The sequence below is a fragment of the Pseudomonas sp. SWRI68 genome, from assembly GCF_014269165.1.
GTDB classification, from domain to species: Bacteria; Pseudomonadota; Gammaproteobacteria; order Pseudomonadales; family Pseudomonadaceae; genus Aquipseudomonas; species Aquipseudomonas capeferrum.
In genome coordinates, this window is the sequence record NZ_JABWRU010000004.1 from 152,441 (window position 1) to 172,316 (window position 19,876).

At 62.5% G+C, this 19,876-nt stretch carries 18 protein-coding genes and 1 riboswitch; of the genes, 7 read left to right on the top strand and 11 right to left on the bottom strand.

What is annotated here, in order from left to right; genetic code table 11:
- Positions 1–103: 103 nt before the first annotated feature.
- Together HU770_RS08815 and HU770_RS08820 are read right to left on the bottom strand one after the other, a co-directional pair.
- A complete protein-coding gene (locus HU770_RS08815; protein ID WP_033701904.1) occupies positions 104–1,510 on the bottom strand; it encodes an adenosylmethionine--8-amino-7-oxononanoate transaminase in 1,407 nt (468 codons plus the stop codon).
- A gap of 79 nt (positions 1,511–1,589) precedes the next feature.
- Positions 1,590–2,081 (bottom strand): hypothetical protein, encoded by a 492-nt coding sequence (locus HU770_RS08820; RefSeq protein ID WP_186663495.1) that lies wholly within the window; start codon positions 2,079–2,081, stop codon positions 1,590–1,592.
- Positions 2,082–2,291: 210 nt separating this feature from the next.
- On the opposite strand from HU770_RS08820, the gene HU770_RS08825 reads away from it, so the two are divergent.
- The 3 genes from HU770_RS08825 to HU770_RS08835 all read left to right on the top strand — a co-directional run bounded on the left by HU770_RS08825 (position 2,292) and on the right by HU770_RS08835 (position 5,513).
- A complete protein-coding gene (locus tag HU770_RS08825) occupies positions 2,292–4,163 on the top strand; it encodes a flavin monoamine oxidase family protein (protein ID WP_186663496.1) in 1,872 nt (623 codons plus the stop codon).
- A gap of 191 nt (positions 4,164–4,354) precedes the next feature.
- Positions 4,355–4,906 (top strand): cytochrome b, encoded by a 552-nt coding sequence (locus HU770_RS08830; protein WP_186652845.1) that lies wholly within the window; start codon positions 4,355–4,357, stop codon positions 4,904–4,906.
- 31 nt (positions 4,907–4,937) lie between these two features.
- The gene (locus HU770_RS08835) at positions 4,938–5,513 is read left to right on the top strand and encodes a YceI family protein (protein WP_033701900.1); all 576 of its coding nucleotides are present in this window, start codon (positions 4,938–4,940) and stop codon (positions 5,511–5,513) included.
- 118 nt (positions 5,514–5,631) lie between these two features.
- Here the strand turns inward: HU770_RS08835 and HU770_RS08840 are convergent, their stop codons facing one another.
- From HU770_RS08840 to ahcY, 5 genes are all read right to left on the bottom strand, one after another.
- Positions 5,632–7,524, bottom strand: a complete 1,893-nt coding sequence (locus tag HU770_RS08840; RefSeq protein WP_047582245.1) for a DEAD/DEAH box helicase — start codon at positions 7,522–7,524, stop codon at positions 5,632–5,634.
- Between the two features lie 218 nt (positions 7,525–7,742).
- Positions 7,743–8,531, bottom strand: coding sequence for a transporter substrate-binding domain-containing protein (locus HU770_RS08845; RefSeq protein ID WP_186652841.1), 789 nt, complete (start codon positions 8,529–8,531; stop codon positions 7,743–7,745).
- Positions 8,532–8,582: 51 nt separating this feature from the next.
- Positions 8,583–9,659, bottom strand: coding sequence for a hypothetical protein (locus HU770_RS08850; RefSeq protein WP_186663497.1), 1,077 nt, complete (start codon positions 9,657–9,659; stop codon positions 8,583–8,585).
- A 92-nt stretch (positions 9,660–9,751) separates the two neighbouring features.
- Complete coding sequence (gene metF, locus HU770_RS08855) at positions 9,752–10,597, bottom strand: methylenetetrahydrofolate reductase [NAD(P)H] (protein ID WP_186652837.1); 846 nt, start codon at positions 10,595–10,597, stop codon at positions 9,752–9,754.
- A gap of 168 nt (positions 10,598–10,765) precedes the next feature.
- Positions 10,766–12,175 (bottom strand): adenosylhomocysteinase, encoded by a 1,410-nt coding sequence (gene ahcY / locus HU770_RS08860; RefSeq protein ID WP_033701894.1) that lies wholly within the window; start codon positions 12,173–12,175, stop codon positions 10,766–10,768.
- A gap of 20 nt (positions 12,176–12,195) precedes the next feature.
- A riboswitch (S-adenosyl-L-homocysteine riboswitch) is annotated at positions 12,196–12,292 on the bottom strand.
- Between the two features lie 179 nt (positions 12,293–12,471).
- Between ahcY and HU770_RS08865 the strand changes: the two genes are divergently transcribed.
- The gene (locus HU770_RS08865) at positions 12,472–12,873 is read left to right on the top strand and encodes a hotdog domain-containing protein (protein ID WP_012312432.1); all 402 of its coding nucleotides are present in this window, start codon (positions 12,472–12,474) and stop codon (positions 12,871–12,873) included.
- 34 nt (positions 12,874–12,907) lie between these two features.
- Here the strand turns inward: HU770_RS08865 and HU770_RS08870 are convergent, their stop codons facing one another.
- Positions 12,908–14,143, bottom strand: a complete 1,236-nt coding sequence (locus HU770_RS08870; protein WP_033701893.1) for a sodium:proton antiporter — start codon at positions 14,141–14,143, stop codon at positions 12,908–12,910.
- A gap of 310 nt (positions 14,144–14,453) precedes the next feature.
- Here HU770_RS08870 and HU770_RS08875 point away from each other — a divergent pair, with 310 nt between their 5' ends.
- Positions 14,454–15,287 carry an EamA family transporter gene (locus tag HU770_RS08875; protein WP_033701892.1) on the top strand — a complete coding sequence of 278 codons (834 nt, stop codon included), beginning with the start codon at positions 14,454–14,456 and terminating at the stop codon, positions 15,285–15,287.
- A gap of 28 nt (positions 15,288–15,315) precedes the next feature.
- Entirely contained in the window at positions 15,316–15,702 is a 387-nt protein-coding gene (locus HU770_RS08880; protein WP_033701891.1) for an MAPEG family protein, read from the top strand.
- A 92-nt stretch (positions 15,703–15,794) separates the two neighbouring features.
- On the opposite strand, the gene HU770_RS08885 is transcribed toward HU770_RS08880, so the two are convergent.
- The gene (locus HU770_RS08885; RefSeq protein ID WP_033701889.1) at positions 15,795–16,946 is read right to left on the bottom strand and encodes a murein transglycosylase A; all 1,152 of its coding nucleotides are present in this window, start codon (positions 16,944–16,946) and stop codon (positions 15,795–15,797) included.
- A 119-nt stretch (positions 16,947–17,065) separates the two neighbouring features.
- Between HU770_RS08885 and HU770_RS08890 the strand changes: the two genes are divergently transcribed.
- Positions 17,066–17,512 carry a cytochrome c gene (locus tag HU770_RS08890; RefSeq protein ID WP_186652833.1) on the top strand — a complete coding sequence of 149 codons (447 nt, stop codon included), beginning with the start codon at positions 17,066–17,068 and terminating at the stop codon, positions 17,510–17,512.
- A 71-nt stretch (positions 17,513–17,583) separates the two neighbouring features.
- Here HU770_RS08890 and HU770_RS08895 read toward each other — a convergent pair whose 3' ends face one another.
- Both HU770_RS08895 and ligB read right to left on the bottom strand, forming a co-directional pair.
- The gene (locus HU770_RS08895; protein ID WP_186652831.1) at positions 17,584–17,976 is read right to left on the bottom strand and encodes a DUF1090 domain-containing protein; all 393 of its coding nucleotides are present in this window, start codon (positions 17,974–17,976) and stop codon (positions 17,584–17,586) included.
- Between the two features lie 130 nt (positions 17,977–18,106).
- A complete protein-coding gene (gene ligB, locus HU770_RS08900) occupies positions 18,107–19,807 on the bottom strand; it encodes an NAD-dependent DNA ligase LigB (protein WP_186663498.1) in 1,701 nt (566 codons plus the stop codon).
- Positions 19,808–19,876: the final 69 nt, after the last annotated feature.

The following is a 19,876-nucleotide window of genomic DNA, read 5'->3' on the forward strand; positions in this document are numbered from 1 at the left end:
CGCAGCGGCCCCAGGTTCTGTGGCGCAACACATATCGCCGGGGCCGCTGCGCGCCCCTTTCGCGACGCAAGGCCGCTCCTACCAGGGAATGCGTGGTGTTGGGTTAGCCCGGGTCGCGGAAATCGGGGTGGAAGTTGGCCGGCACCGCCACGCTGACGCTGTCTCGCGTGGCGATGTCGATGCCTTCACTGGCCACCTCGGCAAGGAAGTCGATCTGCTCGGGCGTGATCACGTACGGCGGCAGGAAGTACACCACGCTGCCCAGCGGGCGCAGCAAGGCGCCACGGGTCAGGGCGTGCTCGAAGACCTTCAAGCCACGGCGTTCCTGCCAGGGGTAGGCGACCTTGCCAGCCTTGTCCTGGACCATCTCGATGGCCAGGGCCATGCCGGTCTGGCGGATCTCGGCCACATGCGGGTGATCGGCCAGGTGCGCGGTGGCCGTAGCCATGCGTGCGGCCAGGGGCTTGTTGGCCTCGATCACGTTGTCCTGCGCGAAAATATCCAGCGTCGCCAGCGCGGCGGCGCACGCCAGCGGGTTGCCGGTGTAGCTGTGCGAGTGGAGGAACGCGCGCAGCGTCGGGTAGTCGTCGTAGAAGGCCTGGTACACGGTGTCGGTGGTCAGGCACGCCGCCAGCGGCAGGTAACCCCCGGTCAGTGCCTTGGACAGGCACAGGAAATCTGGACGGATACCCGCCTGTTCGCAGGCGAACATCGTCCCGGTGCGGCCGAAGCCCACGGCGATTTCGTCGTGGATCAAGTGCACGCCGTAGCGGTCACAGGCTTCGCGCAGCAGCTTGAGGTAGATCGGGTGGTACATGCGCATGCCGCCCGCGCCTTGGATCAGCGGCTCGATGATGACCGCGCTGATGCTGGCGTGGTGTTCGGCCAGGGTCTGCTCCATGGCCTGGAACAGGTTGCGCGAGTGTTCTTCCCAGCTCATGCCGTCGGGGCGCAGGTAGCAATCCGGGCTGGGCACCTTGATGGTATCGAGCAGCAGCGCCTTGTAGGTTTCGGTAAACAGCGGCACGTCGCCCACCGACATCGCGGCAATGGTTTCGCCGTGGTAGCTGTTGGTGAGGGTGACAAAGCGCTTCTTCTCGGGTTTGCCGATGTTCTGCCAGTAATGGAAGCTCATCTTCAGCGCGACTTCGATGCAGGACGAGCCGTTGTCGGCGTAGAACACCCGGTCCAGCCCCGCCGGGGTCATGGCGACCAGGCGTTCGGACAGCTCGATTACCGGCTGGTGGCTGAAGCCGGCCAGGATCACGTGTTCCAGCTGGTCGACCTGGTCCTTGATGCGCTGGTTGATGCGCGGGTTGGCATGGCCAAACACGTTGACCCACCAACTGCTCACGGCGTCCAGGTAGCGTTTGCCTTCGAAGTCTTCCAGCCACACGCCTTCACCGCGCTTGATCGGGATCAGCGGCAACTGCTCGTGGTCTTTCATCTGGGTGCAGGGGTGCCACAGGACCTTAAGGTCACGTTGCATCCACTGATCGTTGAGGCCCATGGGTACTTCTCCTGGCTGCACTGCTGGCTTGGACCGCGTAAGCCTAAGCAAAGCTGCCGGGTAGGACAACCGCTGCTCATCAATGACGCTGGGTGCCGGTCCATTCGAGCTTGCGAATATGTACGGTGCCGGCCTGCGAGGTGGAAATGGTCAGGCGCCGGAAAGGCCCGTCGATGACCTGGTGATAGGGTTGTGTGGAGATGGGGCCGGGCATCAGGTCCGTAAAACCGCTGCCTTCGATCGTGATCCAGTAGAAGTTGCGTGGCGCGGGAGCAGCCAGGTCGTAATCGTGGCCTTCGGTATCGAACAGCATGTGCAGGTCGTCACAAAGGAAGTCGCTGACCACGTAGTACTCCAGTCGCAAGCATTCGACCTCTTGGGCGAAGGTGATATCCACATCGCTGTTTTCGCCAATTACCAGTTCCGTGCCATCGTCGCCCCTGAACGCTTCGTGAAAGCCCGTCCAGGATGTGCTGTTGGCGCGAATACTCAGGCCAGATGCCGTGCACAAGGTTTGTTTGTGCCAGAGAAATTGCCGTGCGACGTGAGTGAAACACTCCTCGAAGATCATCTGCAGGCCCTCCTGGCGGGCGTTTGGCCATTCGCGTCAGCATCGCCTGCCGTGGGGCGAGCTGGCTACTGACAAAAATGTCAGTTGCCAAAAGGACTTGATGTCGCTGTGGTGGCAGGGTTGGCAGACCTGACGTATTCTTAACGCATCTGTCTCGGGGCATTTCTGCCTCCCTTTTTTTCTGAAACGTCTGACTCGGAGTTCGCCAACATGGCTGCTGCTTGGGTGCGCCTGTGCGCGTTGGTATTGATCGGTGTGTCCAGCGGCGCCGCGCTGGCGAAGGACAAAACGCCCACGGCCATCGTGGTGGGTGGCGGCCTGGCGGGCCTTACCGCAGCCTACGAGCTGCAGAACAAGGGCTGGCAGGTGACGCTGCTGGAAGCCAAATCGGGCATGGGCGGCCGCTCGGGGCTGGCGACCAGCGAGTGGATCGGCAATGCCAAGGCGCAGCCGGTGCTCAACCAGTACCTCGACCGTTTCAAGCTTGAAACACTGCCTGCGCCGGAGTTCGTGCGCACGCCGGGTTACCTGATCGACGGTGAGTATTTCAGTGCCACCGACCTGGCCACCAAGCAGCCCGCCACCGCCGAGGCGCTCAAGCGCTATGAGAAAACCCTCGATGACCTGGCCCGGTCGATCGACGACCCGCTGAACCCCCAGGCGACCAGCACACTGTTCGCCCTCGACCAGATCAACGTTTCCACCTGGCTCGACAAGTTGCAACTGCCGGCCACTGCGCGTCAGCTGGTCAACCAGCAGATCCGTAGCCGCTACGATGAGCCGTCACGCCTGTCGCTGCTGTATTTCGCCCAGCAGAATCGCGTGTATCGGGGTGTCAGTGACCGTGACCTGCGCGCCGCGCGCCTGCCCGGTGGCAGCCCGGTACTGGCTCAGGCTTTTGTCAAACAGCTGAAGACCATCAAGACCAGCTCGCCGGTCACCGCCATCGTCCAGGACAAGGACGGCGTCACGGTCAAGGTGGGCAGCGTCGGCTACCAGGCCGATTACCTGGTCATGGCTGTGCCCCTGCGCGCCCTGGCCAAGATCCAGATGACCCCGGGCCTGGACAACCAGCACCTGGCGGCGATCAAGGGCACCAACTATGGCTGGCGCGACCAGCTGATGCTCAAGTTCAAGAAGCCGGTGTGGGAAAGCCGGGCGCGCATGTCTGGCGAAATCTTCAGCAACGCCGGCCTGGGCATGCTGTGGATCGAACCGGCACTCAAAGGCGGCGCCAACGTGGTGATCAACCTGTCCGGCGACAACGCCCGCCTGCTGCAGGCGTTCGGTGACAAGCAGATGGTCGACCAGGTGTTGATCCGCCTGCACGCGTTTTATCCACAGGCCCGTGGCTCGTTCACCGGCTACGAGGTCAAGCGCTACAGCACCGACGCCGGTATGGGCGGCGCCTACCTGGCCTATGGCCCGGGGCAGATCAGCAAGTACTGGCGCCTGTGGGAGCGCCCGGTGCAGCGCATCACCTTTGCCGGCGAGCATACCGACGCCCTCTACCCAGGCACCCTGGAAGGCGCTCTGCGCAGCGGCCAACGTGCGGCCAGCCAGGCACAGGACCTGTTGGCCGGCAAGTCATTCGACCCCGCCAAGGCTGTGCCGGTTGCGGCCGCAGCCGCAGCAGGTGCTGCTGCGGCCAAGGACAAGGGCGGGTTCTTCTCGAACATGTTCGGTGGCGGGTCCGGCAAGACCGACAAGTCTGAAAAAGCCCCCGCCAAGGCCGAGCCGCTGAAAGATGAGGCCAAGCAGGACAAGCCAGGGTTCTTCTCGCGCCTGTTTGGCGGGGCTGACAAGCCCGAGGTGAAAGCCGAGCCGCTTGCCAAGGCCGACGAAGTGGCACCGGCGCCTGCTGCGCCAACCCCCGTTGCACCGGCAGTTGAGGCCAAGCAAGAGGCGGCCAAGCCTGCTGCCGCCGAGCCCGCCGCAACCAAGGTAACCCCTGCCAAGCATGCGCCAGCACACAAGCCGGCGGCAAAACAGGCGCACAAGCCTGTCGAGGCTAAAAAGGCCACGGCAAAATCGGCGCCGGCCAAGAAGCCCGTGGCCGATACACAGGCCAAGGCAGGCTGACCTCCGCCCAGTGCCGGCTTAAGGGCCGGCACTGGCGGCCCGCGTTAATCCAACTATCGTTAATGTTTCCTTAATGGGAAGCTTACACAATACATATCGGATTTCTCGATAATCCGAAGCAATTTTTTCCGCTTTTATTCGATACGTTACGCGTTAGTCTGTGCACAGCTTTCACGGGGAAACACGCCAACATGCAACTGCGCAATTCACCTTCTCGCTACGGCGTGGTCAGCATCATCCTGCACTGGGGTGTAGCGCTGGCAGTCTTCGGCCTATTCGGCCTGGGGCTGTGGATGGTCGGTCTGGACTACTACGACCCTTGGCGCAAAGCCGGCCCGGACTTGCACAAAAGCATCGGCCTGATGCTGCTGGGGGTGATGCTGCTGCGTCTGATCTGGCGTTTCATCAGCCCGCCACCGCCGGCGCCGGCCAACCACGGGGCACTTACCCGCGTGGCCGCCAAACTGGGCCATCTGGCACTGTACGTGGGGCTGTTCGCGGTGATGATCGCCGGTTACCTGATCTCCACCGCCGACGGCGTCGGTATTCCGGTATTCGGCCTGTTCGCAGTACCGGCACTGGTCAGCGACCTGCCCGATCAGGCGGACCTGGCTGGTGTGATTCATCTTTGGCTGGCCTGGGGCCTGGTGATTTTTGCCGTGCTTCATGGCCTGGCAGCATTGAAACACCATTTCATCGACCGTGACGCGACCCTGACCCGTATGCTGGGCCGCAAAGCTTGACTCTCAACCTCAATTGCAAGGAATAGAAAGGATGTTGAAAAAGACTTTTGCCGCTCTGGCGCTCGGTACTGCACTGTTCTCCGCTGGCGCCATGGCCGCCGAGTACAAGATCGACAAGGAAGGCCAGCACGCGTTCGTCGACTGGAAGATCAGCCACCTGGGCTACAGCTTCATCCACGGTACTTTCAAGGACTTCGACGGCAACTTCACTTGGGACAGCGCCAAGCCTGAAGCGAGCAAGATCAGCGTCGACGTGAAGACTGCCAGCCTGTGGTCCAACCACGCCGAGCGTGACAAGCACATCGCCAGCAAAGACTTCCTCGATGTGGGCAAGTTTGCAGACGCCAAGTTTGTTTCCACTGCCGTCAAATCGACCGGTGACAAGACCGCTGACGTGACCGGTGACCTGACCCTGCACGGCGTGACCAAGCCGGTCACCTTCAAAGCCACCTTCAACGGTGAAGGCAAGGACCCATGGGGTGGCGAGCGTGCTGGCTTCAACGCCACCACCACGCTGAACCTGAATGACTTTGGCATCAAGGGGCCAGGCGCGACTTCGCAGACCGTGGACCTGGATATCAGCCTTGAAGGCGTGAAGCAGAAGTAATGTGTTGTAGCTGAAAAAGCTGGGGCCGCTGTGCGGCCCTTTCACGGCAAAAGGCCGCTCTGTGTAGGAGCGGCCTTGTGTCGCGAAAGGGCCGCACAGCGGCCCCAGCTTTTTACGATCAGCGGTTGCGAGTCAGCAGCGCCGGGCGCTCGCCACGTGGGCGGCTTGGCAGATCGTCCAGTTGCTCAGGCGTCGGGTAACGGTCGAGCTTGGATTCCTTGCGGATGATCACCGGCTGGTTCTGCGGCTCACGCGAGCTGCGCACTGCAGGTTCCTGACGGGCAGCATCATCGCGAGCCGGGCGACCACGGCCACCGCCACCGCCATCACGGCGTGCACCGCCACCGTTGTTGTTGCGCGGTGGGCGCTTCTCGCCGCTGGTGCTGCGTGGCTGGGCGCCATTGCGAGCTTGGCCACCGCCACCACCGTTGCTGCGCTGGGCAGCACCTTGGCTTTGGCCTGCGCCAGTACCAGCGCCACCACCACCAGGACGACGGTTACGCCCCTGGTTCTTGCCCTGGTACGGGCTGACGTAGTCGGCACGGTTGCCGAAGTTGTCGACTTCGTCATCCAGGAACTCATCCGGCGCACGGTCAGATGGCGCTTTGGGTGTGCTGTTCTGGCTGGCTTGCTGCTGGCGTGGCTTGTTGTCACGCGGCTTGCGCTGCTGCGGCTTGTCGCCGGACCTTTCCTTCTCGGCAGGCTTGTCGGCAGCGGGCTGCTTGGCCTTGCCTTTATCCTTGCCTTTGTCCTTGCGGCCACCGTTGGCGTCTTTGCCGCCTTCGCCGCGTGGCTGGTTGCGACCGCCACGGCCGGTGTTCTGCGGGCGTTCGCGTACTTCAGGCTTCTCGGCTTCCACCTGGCTTGCATCAAAGCCCATCAGGTCGCCATCGGCAATCTTCTGCTTGGTGACCCGCTCGATGCTCTTGAGCAGCTTCTCTTCGTCTGGCGAGACCAGGGAAATAGCCTCACCCGAACGGCCTGCACGGCCAGTACGGCCGATACGGTGCACGTAATCTTCTTCGACATTGGGCAGCTCGAAGTTGACCACGTGGGGCAACTGATCAATGTCCAGGCCGCGGGCGGCGATGTCGGTGGCAACCAGCACCCGTACGGCATTGGCCTTGAAGTCGGCCAGGGCTTTGGTGCGGGCGTTCTGGCTCTTGTTGCCGTGGATGGCGGCGGCGGTCAGGCCGTGCTTTTCCAGGTACTCGGCCAGGCGGTTGGCGCCGTGCTTGGTACGGGTGAACACCAATACCTGTTCCCAGGCACCCAGGGTGATCAGGTGTGCCAGCAGTGCACGCTTGTGGCTGGCGGGCAGGCGGTAGATGCGCTGCTCGATGCGTTCGACCGTGGTGTTGGGCGGCGTGACTTCGATGCGCTCCGGGTTGTGCAGGAGCTTGTCGGCCAGGTCGGTGATGTCTTTGGAGAAGGTGGCCGAGAACAGCAGGTTCTGGCGCTTGGTCGGCAGTCGGGCGAGGACCTTCTTGACGTCGTGGATGAAGCCCATGTCGAGCATGCGGTCGGCTTCATCGAGGACCAGAATTTCTACATGGGACAGGTCAACCTTGCCTTGACCGGCCAGGTCGAGCAGGCGACCAGGGCACGCCACCAGGACGTCGACACCTTTGGCGATGGCCTGGATCTGCGGGTTCATGCCGACGCCGCCGAAGATGCAGGCGCTGACCAGTGGCAGGTCACGGGCATAGACCTTGAAGCTGTCATGCACCTGGGCCGCCAGTTCGCGGGTCGGGGTCAGGACCAGTACGCGGGGCTGGCGTGGGCCATGGCGCTGCGACTTGTCGGGGTGGCCACCGGGGAACAGGCGCTCGAGGATCGGCAAGGCAAAACCGCCGGTTTTACCAGTACCTGTCTGTGCGGCGACCATCAGATCGCGGCCTTGCAACACGGCGGGAACAGCCCGCTGTTGCACCGGAGTCGGCTGGGTATAGCCCGCAGCCTCGATAGCGCGGACAAGAGCCTCGGAGAGACCGAGGGAAGCAAAGGACATGGGCGATCCTGTTCTCGTGTGGGCTGGGCCCGTTGGGATGTTCTGCCTGGCGCGACGGGCATCGGTGAGATGCGATCGCGTCCGGTCCAGCTTGGCTTTCACTGCACATCCAGGAAGCGGAGGGCTGACGCGGTAGGGCGTCGATGCCGATCGGGATGCCTGTTGCTAGGCCGAGCGTCCGGGCGTAAGCCTGGCGGGAAGGCCCGAGTATAACAGAGCTATCGCGGCGTGCTGCTTTCCTGCTGCTCAACGGCGTTGAGAATGTTTCCGATGTCGCCTGTGTAGCGGTTGTTGATGGCGGCATAGGCGGGTTCTTGCTTGAAGCGCTGCAATTCTTCAGCGAACGCCTGGGCCAACGCTTCGCGCCCAGGTTTGCGGGTCAGCCCCAGGTACTGCGTCTGTCGGCTGATCACCAGCGGCAGTTCTTCGACCTGCTGTTCCAGGCCCAGTTGACGCATCAGGTAGCGGCCAACCCTGCGGTCGGTAATCAGCAGATCGATACGGCCAAGCATCAACTTGCCGAAGTTGGCTTCATGGGTGGGGGCTGCTTCGCGTCGGAAACGGGGCGAGTCGTTGAAGGCCGCGCCGTAGGTATAGCCGGGCGATGTGCCTACGCTGAGGCCAGCGAGGTCATTCAGGCCGGTCACTGCGTGCCGACGGCTGCGGGCCTGAAACAGCACGAACTCGACATCCGACATGGGCTCCGACGGGTAGATCAGAAAAGGCCTGCGCGCGTCGATCTGAAAGATATCGACAATACCGTCCGCCAGCCCTTGCTCGATCATCGCCAGGCAGCGCTTCCAGGGTAGAAACTGCCATTCCACCTCTACACCCAAGCGCTTGAAGACCTGGGTGGTGACCTCGTAATCGATACCTCGGGGCTGGCCTTTCTGCTGGTAGATATACGGCGCCCAGTCGTCGGACACCAGGCGCAAGCGTTCGGCCAGGGCCAACGGGCTCAGGCAGGCGAGCAGCAGGATCCAGAACAGGCGGATGATGGCGGACATGGCCCGCAGATTACGCGCTCGGCCTGCTCAAGGCCAGTAAGAGGAGGCTGTTCAGGCCTGCGCCGAGCTTAACAGGTGCGCTTCGATATCCTTGCGCCGCGCCCCCAGCGACAGGCGCAAGCCCGGGTGGCGCAGACACTGGCGCAACTGTTCGGGCTCGATGCGGCCGTGGCGCGCATTGAAGTTTTCCAAGGCTTTGTCCCACCAGGCCGATGCACAGGCGCGGTCGAATTCATTGGGGTAGGGGTAGCTGCCGTAAAGCAATTCGCGGGCAAACTGCCGCTCGTTTCGGGGCAGGGTCAGGCTCAGTGCCTTGTAGCCCAAACGGTGCAGGGTTGGCGGCCGTGGCAGTTGATCGTTGACCCGTGCGACATCGGCCAGCGCCGCCTCGCCAAGCGGCGCATCGCCGTGCTTGCGTAGCCAGGCCTGGATCTTGGCGCGAAACTGGGCTTTGCGGCTCCAGTAGTGGTGAATGACGTCGGTGCATTCGGCCACCTTCAGCCTGCGGTAGGCCGCCACCGCCAGGCAGAACTCCTCCAGGGTGTAAGCCTCGCGGGCCAGTGGGTAGAACTCGTCCATCATGGCGATGGAGTGGTCCAGGGTCGGCGCGTCTTCGGCGCTGAGCCCGATCACGCCAGAGTTGATCAGCGGCATCTGGCAATCGGCCAGGCCTCGGCTCTGGAGAACGGCCATCAGGTTCTTGTACAACGGGCACTTCTGGTTGGCGCCGTAGCGGCCACCGATGGCGTTGCACAGCAGTTGGCCGGGCTTGACGCGCTCGAACAGGCGCATCGGCGATTGCCGGAAGAAGGTGTCGGTATCGATCAGTATGGCCAGTGGGTGCTGCTCGAGCACCTGGCGGAGCAGCGCGTGCTTGCTGCGAAAGTGATAACCGTGGGGCGCATTCCACGCTGTGCGCGTGGCTTCGTCGAGCAGATGCACCGTGACCGGCAGCTTGGCATACGGCGCTGGGTTGTCGGTGTAGACCTGGATGTCCAGGGCCTCGTCTGCCGACCGGCCCAAGTGGGCAAGGGCACTGACGATGCTGAAGCAGGCTTCCTGATGGTAGGTGGCCGGGCCGAAAGCCAGGTAGACGAGCTGAGGGCGCGATGGCTGGGGATGCTGCATGTCAGGCAAGACCTGTTTAACCCGAAATAAATAAGGCCTTAGTCTATGACCAAAGCCTTAATCATTTCTTAAGCAGATATTGCCAAGAAGTTTCAGCGAGGCAGCTTCAGGTTGTTCCAGATCGCAAGGCTCGCTTCGGCCTGGTTCAACGTATAGAAGTGCAGGCCCGGTGCGCCGCCTTGCAGCAGCTGTTCGCACATGCGGGTGATCACTTCTTCGCCGAATGCCTGGATACTGGCGGTGTCGTCGGCATAGGCTTCCAGTTGCTTGCGGATCCAGCGCGGGATCTCGGCGCCACAGGCGTCGGAGAAGCGTGCCAGCTTGCTGTAGTTGGTGATCGGCATGATGCCGGGCACCACCGGGATCTCGACGCCCAGTTTCTGCGCACGCTCGACAAAGTAGAAATAGCTGTCGGCGTTGAAGAAGTACTGGGTGATGGCGCTGTCGGCACCGGCTTTGACCTTGTGCACGAAGTTGGCAAGGTCGATCTCGAAGTTGCGCGCCTGCGGGTGCATCTCGGGGTAGGCGGCCACTTCCAGGTGGAAGTGATCACCGGTTTCCTGGCGGATGAACTCGACCAGGTCGCTGGCATAGCGCAGCTCGCCGCTGGCCATGCCCATGCCCGAGGGCAGGTCGCCGCGCAGGGCGACGATACGCTTGATGCCCGCTGCCTGATATTCGGCCAGCAGGCTGCGCAGCTCTTCTTTGCTATCGCCAACGCACGACAGGTGCGGCGCGGCAGGTACCTTCACTTCACTTTCCAGCTGCAGCACGGTGTTCAGCGTGCGGTCGCGAGTAGAGCCGCCGGCACCGTAGGTGCAGGAGAAGAAGTCCGGGTTGTAGGTGGCCAGCTGGCGGGCAACGCCCATCAGCTTTTCGTGACCGGCATCGGTCTTGGTCGGGAAGAATTCGAAGCTGTAGCGGCGTTCTTGTGACATCACTCTTTCCTCAAGCAGCAAGCTGCTAGCGGCAAGCTGCAAGTAAAAGCCAGATCGGTGATGGCCGATCTGGCTTGGCATCGTTCAAGATCGTTAGTGCATGAACCACAAGCGACAGCGGCACGGGGCGCCTTTTCTTGCCGCTTGCAGCTTCAAGCTTGCCGCTTATCAGTAGCGGTAGGCGTGCGGCTTGAACGGGCCTTCGACAGTCACACCGATGTACTCGGCTTGCTGCGCGGTCAGTTTGGTGACGACGCCGCCGAAGCCGCGGACCATTTCCAGGGCCACTTCTTCGTCGAGTTTCTTGGGCAGCACTTCAACGGTCAGGCGCTCGGCTTTCTTCTCGGCCGACAGGTCGGCGTACTTCTGCTCGAACAGGAAGATCTGGGCCAGCACCTGGTTGGCGAACGAACCGTCCATGATGCGGCTTGGGTGACCGGTGGCGTTACCCAGGTTCACCAGGCGGCCTTCGGCCAGCAGGATCAGGTAGTCGTCGTTTTGCGGGTCGAAATCGCCAGCGCCGGTACGGTGGATCTTGTGTACCTGCGGCTTGACCTCTTCCCAGGCCCAGTGCTTGCGCATGAAGGCGGTGTCGATCTCGTTGTCGAAGTGGCCGATGTTGCACACCACGGCGCGCTTTTTCAGGGCCTTGAGCATGTTGGCGTCGCAGACGTTGACGTTACCGGTGGTGGTGACGATCAGGTCGATCTTGCCCAGCAGGGCCTTGTCGATGCTGGCTTCGCTGCCATCGTTGATGCCGTCGATGAACGGCGAGACCAGCTCGAAGCCGTCCATGCACGCCTGCATGGCGCAGATCGGGTCGACTTCGGTGACCTTGACGATCATGCCTTCCTGACGCAGGGACTGGGCCGAGCCCTTGCCCACGTCACCGTAGCCGATCACCAGGGCTTGCTTGCCCGACAGCAGGTGGTCGGTGCCGCGCTTGATGGCGTCGTTCAAGCTGTGACGGCAGCCGTACTTGTTGTCGTTCTTGCTCTTGGTGACCGAGTCGTTGACGTTGATCGCCGGGACTTTCAGCTCGCCCTTGGCCAGCATGTCCAGCAGGCGGTGCACGCCGGTGGTGGTTTCTTCTGTCACACCGTGGACGCGGTCCAGCACGGCCGGGTATTTCTTGTGCAGCAGCTCGGTCAGGTCGCCGCCGTCGTCGAGGATCATGTTGGCGTCCCATGGCTGGCCATCCTTGAGGATGGTCTGCTCCAGGCACCACTCGTACTCTTCCTCGGTTTCACCTTTCCAGGCGAACACAGGGATACCGGCGGCGGCGATGGAGGCAGCGGCCTGGTCCTGGGTGGAGAAGATGTTGCAGGACGACCAGCGCACCTCGGCACCCAGGGCAACCAGGGTTTCGATCAGCACGGCGGTCTGAATGGTCATGTGGATGCAGCCCAGGATCTTCGCGCCTTTGAGCGGTTGCTCGGCGAGATACTTACGGCGCAGGCCCATCAGTGCAGGCATTTCCGATTCGGCGATGATGGTTTCGCGACGGCCCCAGGCGGCCAGGGAGATGTCAGCGACTTTGAAATCGGTAAAACCAGCAGGCGTGTTTACAGCGCTCATGAGAGCCTCCATTCGTAGTGTGCGAATGGGCGCCGTTGTGCGTTGAGCGTCCGCAGGAGCGGACAACGCCCCATCCGAGCCTGACAGGTCTAGCCTGCTGCAGCGCCCCTCGGACAGGTGGCGGGCATGGCCCCGCGGCGGGTGGCCATGTAAAACGGCACAGATTATAGCCGTGACCGGGACCTTCGCCCAAGGTTTTCTGTCGATTAATCGAGACGATAGTCGATGTTCAATGGAGCGGTGACGGCGGCTCTGCCATCATGAGTACACGTTAGCCAAGCAGGTCAGGAGTACAGATGAACTTTCACACCCGCAAATGGGTAAAACCCGAAGACCTCAACCCCAATGGCACCCTGTTCGGTGGCAGCCTGTTGCGCTGGATCGACGAGGAGGCGGCCATCTACGCCATCGTCCAGCTGGGCAACCAGCGTGTGGTGACCAAGTACATGTCGGAGATCAACTTCGTCAGTGCATCGCGCCAGGGCGACATCATCGAGCTGGGTATTACCGCAACCGAGTTTGGCCGTACCTCGATCACCCTCAAGTGTGAGGTGCGTAACAAGATCACCCGCAAGAGCATCCTGACGGTCGACAAGATGGTCTTCGTCAACTTGGGTGAAGATGGCCAGCCAGCGGCGCATGGGCGGACCGAGATCAAGTACGTGCAGGACCAGTTCCCGGATTCTGCGGTGGAGTGAAAACCCGGGGGCCGCAAAGCGGCCCCGTGGTTTTTCAGGGTTGGGCGCTGACCTTGCGCACCACGCGGCCAATGCTCAGCCCCTGCACCAGGATCGACGACAGCACCACGATATAGGTGATCGACAGCAGCAGGTCACGCTCTTCGCCCAGCGGCAGCGACAGCGCCAGGGCCACCGAAACCCCACCGCGCAAACCACCCCAGGTCAGCACCCGCACAGTGCCTTTGGGGACCGGGCGCCAGCGCCGCAGCAGCACGATTGCCGGGGCCACGGTCAACAGCCGCGACAGCAGTACCGCCAACGCCAGCACGCTACCGGCCGCCAGGTGCATCCAGTTGAACGGCAGCAGCAGAAGCTCCAGGCCGATCAGCGCGAACAGCAAGGCGTTGAGCATGTCATCGATCAACTCCCAGAAACCGTCCATGTAGCGACGGGTCATATCGTTCATCGCCAGGTTGCGCCCCATGTTGCCGATGATCAGGCCGGCCACCACCATGGCGATCGGCGCCGAGACGTGCAGCTCGTAGCACATCGCCGAGCCACCGATGACCAGTGCCAGGGTCAGCATGACCTCGACTTGGTACTGCTCGATGCTCTTGATCATGCGGTAGGTGGCGTAGCCGATCAGGCCGCCGAATACCACGCCGCCAATGGCCTCGCGGGCGAACAGCACCGCCGTGTCGTAGGCACTGGGGGTTTCGCCCAGCTGGATGATGCCCAGCAGCACGGTGAACACCACGACTGCGGTGCCATCGTTGAACAGCGATTCGCCGACGATGGTGGTTTTCAGGGGCTTGGATGCATTGGCGGTACGCAATGCGCCGAGCACGGCAATCGGGTCGGTGGGCGAAATCAGCGCGCCGAACAGCAGGCAATAGATCAGCGGCACCTGCCAGCCGAACATCGCGAACACCCAATGCGACAGGTAGCCGATGACCACGGTTGCGATCAGCACGCCGATAGTGGCCAGCAGGCCGATCGGCCAGCGATAGCTGCGCAGGTCCGAGAGGTTGACGTGCAAGGCGCCGGCGAACAGCAGGAACGCCAGCATCCAGTGCATCAGCAAATCGTTGAAGTCGATCTGGTTCATCAGGCCTTCGACGCGTTCTTCCAGGCCAGGGAAGCCGATCAGGCTCAGGCCCTGCAGCATCAGGGAGAACAATAACGCGGTGACCATCACGCCAATGGCGGGTGGCAGGCCGATGAAGCGGTAGTTGACGTAGGTGAGGAGGGTGGTGAGGCAGATAAACGCGGCAACTAATTCAAGCATCCCGAATCCTGTAACAGTGGCTTCCAAGTCGTACCCGAATGGCTCGGGCAGTTCTTTGATGACCTGGCGAGGGGTTCGGGACACACGATTTGACCGGAATTGTTGGAATCGTTCCGGATGTGTTGGGTTTAGGGCGTGTTGGGGCTGTCAGGTGCATGCCTTTAGGGCTTTTGCGCCTATGAGATCGAGCGCCGCGCGGGCGGTGCTCGATCTCATAGGCGCTGAAGAACTTTCGTCTTGCACATGCCAGACTGCGCCCATCTGAAGGCGATATATTCAGGCCTCAATTACGTCACAAGGACCTCACGGCGTGTTGGCAACTTCCCTGGTACTGGTCGCCGCCTTGCTGCATGCGACCTGGAACACCCTGATCAAATTCAGCGGCGAGCGCCTGTTGGTGATCGCCAGCATGGACACCGTCGCACTGGCCTTCGCCGTGCTCGCCGTCGCCTTCGTCGAGGTGCCCCCCGCTGAAATCTGGCCCTGGCTGATCGCCTCGGCGCTGGCTGAGCAGCTGTACCGTTTCCTGCTGATCCAGGCCTATCGGGTCGGTGACCTGGGGCTGGTCTATCCTCTGATGCGTGGCTTGTCGCCGTTGGTGGTGCTGGGGCTGACCCTGGCGTTTGCCGGGGAGTCACTGAGCCAGCAGCAGATCATCGGCATCCTGCTCATCCCTTGCGGCATGGCGTGCCTGCTCTGGCAGGGGGGAGGGGGTGATCGCCTGCCGTGGTCGATGTTGCCGGTAGTGGCGCTGATTGGCCTATGCATCGGTTGCTACACCTGGTTCGATGGGCAGGCGGTGCGGCTGTGGGGCAAGCCGTGGGACTACCTGGTATGGCTGACCTTGCTCAGCGCCTGGCCCTTCCCGCTGCTGGCCAGTGTGGCGCGGCGGGCACCCTTCGTGCTGTTCTGGCGAACCCAATGGCGGCTGGGGTTGGCCGTTGGGTTTTGCGTGTTGTTCAGTTATGCCCTGGTGCTGTGGGCCATGCACCTGGGGTCGGTGGCCGAAGCGGCAGCGTTGCGAGAGTTGAGCGTAATTCTGGTGGTGCTGTTTGGCATGCGCTACCTCAAAGAACCTTTTGGCGGGCCAAGACTCCTAGCTTGCGGGCTGGTACTGGCAGGCATGCTGGTAATGAAGCTCTAACCCGATTATTGAACAAGGAGTCCTGTCCATGACCGTTGCCCTGTGGTGCATCCTGATCGCGCTGGCACTGCCGCCGCTTTGTGCGTTGATCGCCAAGGTGAGCAGTGGCCGTTTCGGCCTCAAGGACAATCACGACCCGCGCGCCTTCCTCGATACGCTATCGGGCCTGCCGCGCCGTGCCCACGCCGCGCAGCAGAACAGCTACGAGGCGTTTCCGGCATTTGCGGCGGCCGTGCTGGTGGCCGATATCGTCGGCAATGCCGAACAAGTGACGCAGGACGTGCTGGGCGTGATGTACATCACCAGTCGGCTGCTCTACATCATCTGCTACCTGGCGGACTGGGCGGCGTTGCGCTCGCTGGTGTGGTTTGCCGGGTTGGCGCTGATCGTGTCGTTCTTCGTCGTTTCGGCCTGAATCGTCGCCCTTTTCGCGGGTAAACCCGCTCCCACAGGGGCCATTGCGATCCCTGTGGGGGCGGGTTTACCCGCGAAGCATTCAGCACCGTATCAAAGGACTTTCGGCACTTCAGGCAGCGGTTTGCCTTTCGGCCACAACATCCAGATCTGCCCCTGCTGCTTCATGTTACCGGCCAGCTCGCCTGCCTCAGGCCCGGTGCCCCAGAACAGGTCCGCACGCACTTCGCCAGCAATGGCTCCGCCCGTATCCTGAGCGCCTACCGGCCGCACCACCGGCGTACCGTCCGGGCGCGTGGTCGACAACCAGAGCAGGCTGCCCAGCGGAATCACCTTGCGGTCGATTGCCACACTGTACCCTGCCGTCAATGGCACATTGAGCGAGCCGCGCGGGCCTTCGTTGCTGTCGGGGCGGGTGCTGAAAAACACGTAGCTGGGGTTGCTGGCGAGCAATTCCGGTACTCGCTGTGGGTTGGCCTGGGCCCAGGCGTGAATGGCGCCCATGCTCACCTCTTCCTTCTTCAATTGGCCCTGCTCCACCAGCCAGCGGCCTATCGGCCGATAGGGGTGGCCGTTCTGGTCGGCGTAGCCCAGGCGCAGTTGGCGGCCATCTTCCAGTTGTACCCGGCCCGAACCCTGGATCTGCAGGAACTGCAGGTCCATCGGGTCGGTCAGCCAGGCCAGCACCGGTGCCTTGACGCCCTCACGGTTGATCACCTCGGCGGTGTCGTAAGGCTTGAGCACGCGACCGTCCAGGCGCCCACGCAAGCGCTTGCCCTTGAGCTCTGGGTACACGCTGGCCAAGTCGACCACGATCATGTCGTCGGGCACGCCGTAAACTGCGACGTGGTTGGCCTCGGTAGGCTTCAGGCTGCCGGGGTAGACCGGCTCGTAGTAACCGGTGATCAGGCCGTTGGCATTGTTTTCGGCCGAGCGCAGGCCATAGACCTGCAGGTTCTGCTGCAGGAAGGCGCGTATCTGCAGGGCATCGTCGGGCACGCTGGCAGCGGCCTCGCAGGTGGCGGCCCAGACTGTGTCGCGCTTGAGCTTCTCGCAACCATTACGCCACGCGTGGAAGCCGGCAACCAGGTCGGCGTCGCTGACGCTGGGCAGGTCCTGCCAGGTGGCGTTGGCATAGGTGGCAATGGCATGGGGCTCTGGCTTGGCGCTTTCGCCGCCGTTGCAGCCGGCCAGCAGGGCCAGCGCCGGGAGTGTCCAGGCCAGGTGGCGCAGGGCAGATTTCATGTGGGGCTTCCTGTCACGGGCGAAGATGAATATTCGCCCCTGTTTTTTATGTGGCTATTGGTGTTTGGCCCCTGGGCAGCGATACTGGCTGCCCATTTTCGTAGGCCGTAGTGACCGTGATGTTCAAGCGATTGACCGTTGTTCTGCTCGCAGCCCTGGCCCTGAATGCCTGTGACCGTGTTGACCCGAATTCGCCGTTGGGCAAGCGTAAGGTGATCTTCAAGGACATGCTCAAGGCCAGCGAAGACCTGGGCGGCATGTTGCGCGGTCGTTTGCCCTTCGACGGGGTGAAGTTTGCCGAGGGGGCCGTGAAGCTCGACACCCTGTCGCAGCAGCCGTGGCAGCACTTCCCGCAGGCGCGCGATGGCGGCGACAGCAGTGCACGAGCAGCGGTGTGGGAGCGTCAGGCGCGTTTCCATGACCTTGCTCGGCAACTGGAGGGCGTGACTGGCGAGCTGGTCGATGCGACTCGGGGCCAGCCGCTGGACGCTGCGCAATTGAAAGGGCCGATGGACAAGGTCGAGGCAGCATGCAAGGCCTGTCATACCGAGTTTCGCAATCATTGAGGGTAAATGCCCTGGCTCCATCACCGGGAAACCGCTGATGGAGCCAGGGCAGGCAGCATAAGCAGGGCCTGTCAGCGGTCCAGTTCGTCTACTGCTTCCTGCAGTTCCTTCCGGGACTCTGCGAGCTTGTCTTTACGCTTGTTTATCTTTTCGGCGTCGCCTTTTTTCTCGGCTTTCTTCAGGTCTTTTTCGCGCTGTGCGACTTCATGACGTGCATCGAGCACTTTTTGTTCGCGCTCTTTGCGCAGGCTGTTATCGGTGCAGTTTTTTACGCCTTCCAATGCCTGCTCGAGCCCAGCGACCTGGTCGCTGTTGCCATGTTCACGGGCAATCTTCAGCTGGTTCTCGATCGCGCTGCGTTTGGCGTCGCAACCGGTCAGGCCGGCATCTGGCTGGGCAGCCTGCACCGCGCCAGCAGCCAGACCAAGGGTTGCGAGCAGGAAAAGAGTCGAAATACGTTTCATGAAAAGCCTCCTGAACGGGGCGGGCAGAAAAGTTGGGGGAAATCCTGCCTTGGTTTTGCCTATTTAGAAACCCTTGTTGGTTTTTTCTGGTCGATATTCAGACTTTCCTTACATGGATTTTGGTAATAAATCATTGCGCGGGGGCTTTGTCGCTGAATTGGAATGCGTTGACGCCGGCCTCGTTCAACCGCACTGCGATGGCTCGTACCTCGTGGGCCATGAAAAACGCTTCAAGCTGATGCGCGCGTACGGCGCCGATACCCGGCAATGCCTGCCAGTCACCGGCAGTACGCAAGGATAGCTGAGCCCAGTCACCTTCCAGTTGCATGCCGCCGGGTGCGGGCACGCCAAGCGCCCGCAGCCATCGGGCAAAAGGTTGTGACCGCGCGCCCTCGAAGCTGTTCACCAGCTGTGCGGCCGTCGCTTCGCTGATACCTGGCACCTCACTCAGGCGCTGGGCATCGAGGTGCAGCCAGTCTGTCGTCGAGGTAACCAACCCCGCATCGACCAGGCGCCGCCACGTACCCGGCCCGGTGCGTGGCATGGCCAGCCCCTGCTTGCCACTGAGCCATGTGAGCCGTGCGATGAACTGCTCGTTGCAGCCATCGCCTGCGTGCCAGCAACTGTGCGGGTGATAGCGCCCTGGCGGCGGCACCTCCACCGGTTGGCGCACGGCCGCGCGATGCACCACGCGCTCGAAACGCGGGATGGTCAGCCCTGCCAGGCTGATTGCCACCTGGTCACCCGGGGCAATGTCGAGGTGCTGCCAGCGGGCCAGTGACCCCAGGCTTACCTGGGTGATCCGCCGGTCGTCCAGTTTGACCGGTTGAAGCTGCAGCACCGGTGTGATCCTCCCGGTGCGGCCGACCCGCAAGCTAACTTCGCGCACGTCTGCCAGGGCTTGGGCGTAAGGGTGTTTCCAGGCTGCGAGCCAGTAAGGGGCCTTGGCCTGCCAGCGCTCGGCGGGCGGCCGCGTACCCTGGCGCAGAATCACGCCATCGGTGGCGAAGGGCAGGGGTGAGCGGTACCAGTGCTGGCGCCAGTGCGCGGCTTGGGTGGCGGAGTCGATCGCGATGCTGTAGCGCTGGCTGTCTGGGAAGCCCAGTTGCGCCAGTTGCGAGACCCGTTCGGCCTGGCTAACGGGGCCTTGTGGCCAGTCCCAGACGAACAAGCCGATGCCGGCCCCTTGTTCCACGCTGAACTGCTTGCGGGCGAGCAGCCCGGCCACGGTCCCGCGCGCATTGGCACTGCCGGCCTGGGCTTGGATATGTGCGTCCAGGCGCAGGTACAGCTCACCTTGCAGCACCAGGTCGCGCGCTTGGGGCAGCTGCCGTGTGATGGCGCCGAGCCGAGGGATATGGCGGCTCCAGTCGTGCCCTTGCACCCCATCACCGCGGCTCAGCAACTGCACCAGCTGCCCCTGCCGATAGCGAACGGAGACCGCCACGCCATCGACCTTGGGCTGTATCCACAGGCCCGTCTTGCCAGCCATCCAGCGGCCAACGGCCTGCTCGTCGGCGAGCTTGTCGACGCCGGTATGCGGGATGGGGTGGGGAACCGGGCCACGTGCAGTCGCCAGGGGGTCAAGTCCTGCCAGCAGGCCGAAACATTGCTGCAAGTGGTGCAGGCGTTGTCGGCTTTGGTCATACAGCTCATCTGCCACCAGCGCGATGCCCTGGCGGTGGTAGTGGTCATCCCATTGGGCAAGTGTGTCGCGCAGGTGGGCAACTTCGGTTTCGGCTTGTTGCATGGGCCAGTCGGGGCATGAGGCGGCCTTTGCCAGCGAGGCCTGCAGTGAGAGCAGCAGTGCAAATAGCAGTATGAACGGCATGGCCAGCATCCTTGCATGGCGGGAGGAGCCTTCAGCCTAGGCAGGTAGCGCGCTGGTCGCTGTGAGCAG

Excerpts from the sequence above, each read along its gene's own strand:
- HU770_RS08815 (WP_033701904.1), bottom strand. The coding sequence starts at position 1,510 with ATGGGCCTCAACGATCAGTGGATGCAACGTGACCTTAAGGTCCTGTGG.
- HU770_RS08820 (WP_186663495.1), bottom strand. The coding sequence starts at position 2,081 with ATGATCTTCGAGGAGTGTTTCACTCACGTCGCACGGCAATTTCTCTGG.
- HU770_RS08825 (WP_186663496.1), top strand. The coding sequence starts at position 2,292 with ATGGCTGCTGCTTGGGTGCGCCTGTGCGCGTTGGTATTGATCGGTGTG.
- HU770_RS08830 (WP_186652845.1), top strand. The coding sequence starts at position 4,355 with ATGCAACTGCGCAATTCACCTTCTCGCTACGGCGTGGTCAGCATCATC.
- HU770_RS08835 (WP_033701900.1), top strand. The coding sequence starts at position 4,938 with ATGTTGAAAAAGACTTTTGCCGCTCTGGCGCTCGGTACTGCACTGTTC.
- HU770_RS08840 (WP_047582245.1), bottom strand. The coding sequence starts at position 7,524 with ATGTCCTTTGCTTCCCTCGGTCTCTCCGAGGCTCTTGTCCGCGCTATC.
- HU770_RS08845 (WP_186652841.1), bottom strand. The coding sequence starts at position 8,531 with ATGTCCGCCATCATCCGCCTGTTCTGGATCCTGCTGCTCGCCTGCCTG.
- HU770_RS08850 (WP_186663497.1), bottom strand. The coding sequence starts at position 9,659 with ATGCAGCATCCCCAGCCATCGCGCCCTCAGCTCGTCTACCTGGCTTTC.
- metF (WP_186652837.1), bottom strand. The coding sequence starts at position 10,597 with ATGTCACAAGAACGCCGCTACAGCTTCGAATTCTTCCCGACCAAGACC.
- ahcY (WP_033701894.1), bottom strand. The coding sequence starts at position 12,175 with ATGAGCGCTGTAAACACGCCTGCTGGTTTTACCGATTTCAAAGTCGCT.
- HU770_RS08865 (WP_012312432.1), top strand. The coding sequence starts at position 12,472 with ATGAACTTTCACACCCGCAAATGGGTAAAACCCGAAGACCTCAACCCC.
- HU770_RS08870 (WP_033701893.1), bottom strand. The coding sequence starts at position 14,143 with ATGCTTGAATTAGTTGCCGCGTTTATCTGCCTCACCACCCTCCTCACC.
- HU770_RS08880 (WP_033701891.1), top strand. The coding sequence starts at position 15,316 with ATGACCGTTGCCCTGTGGTGCATCCTGATCGCGCTGGCACTGCCGCCG.
- HU770_RS08885 (WP_033701889.1), bottom strand. The coding sequence starts at position 16,946 with ATGAAATCTGCCCTGCGCCACCTGGCCTGGACACTCCCGGCGCTGGCC.
- HU770_RS08890 (WP_186652833.1), top strand. The coding sequence starts at position 17,066 with ATGTTCAAGCGATTGACCGTTGTTCTGCTCGCAGCCCTGGCCCTGAAT.
- HU770_RS08895 (WP_186652831.1), bottom strand. The coding sequence starts at position 17,976 with ATGAAACGTATTTCGACTCTTTTCCTGCTCGCAACCCTTGGTCTGGCT.
- ligB (WP_186663498.1), bottom strand. The coding sequence starts at position 19,807 with ATGCCGTTCATACTGCTATTTGCACTGCTGCTCTCACTGCAGGCCTCG.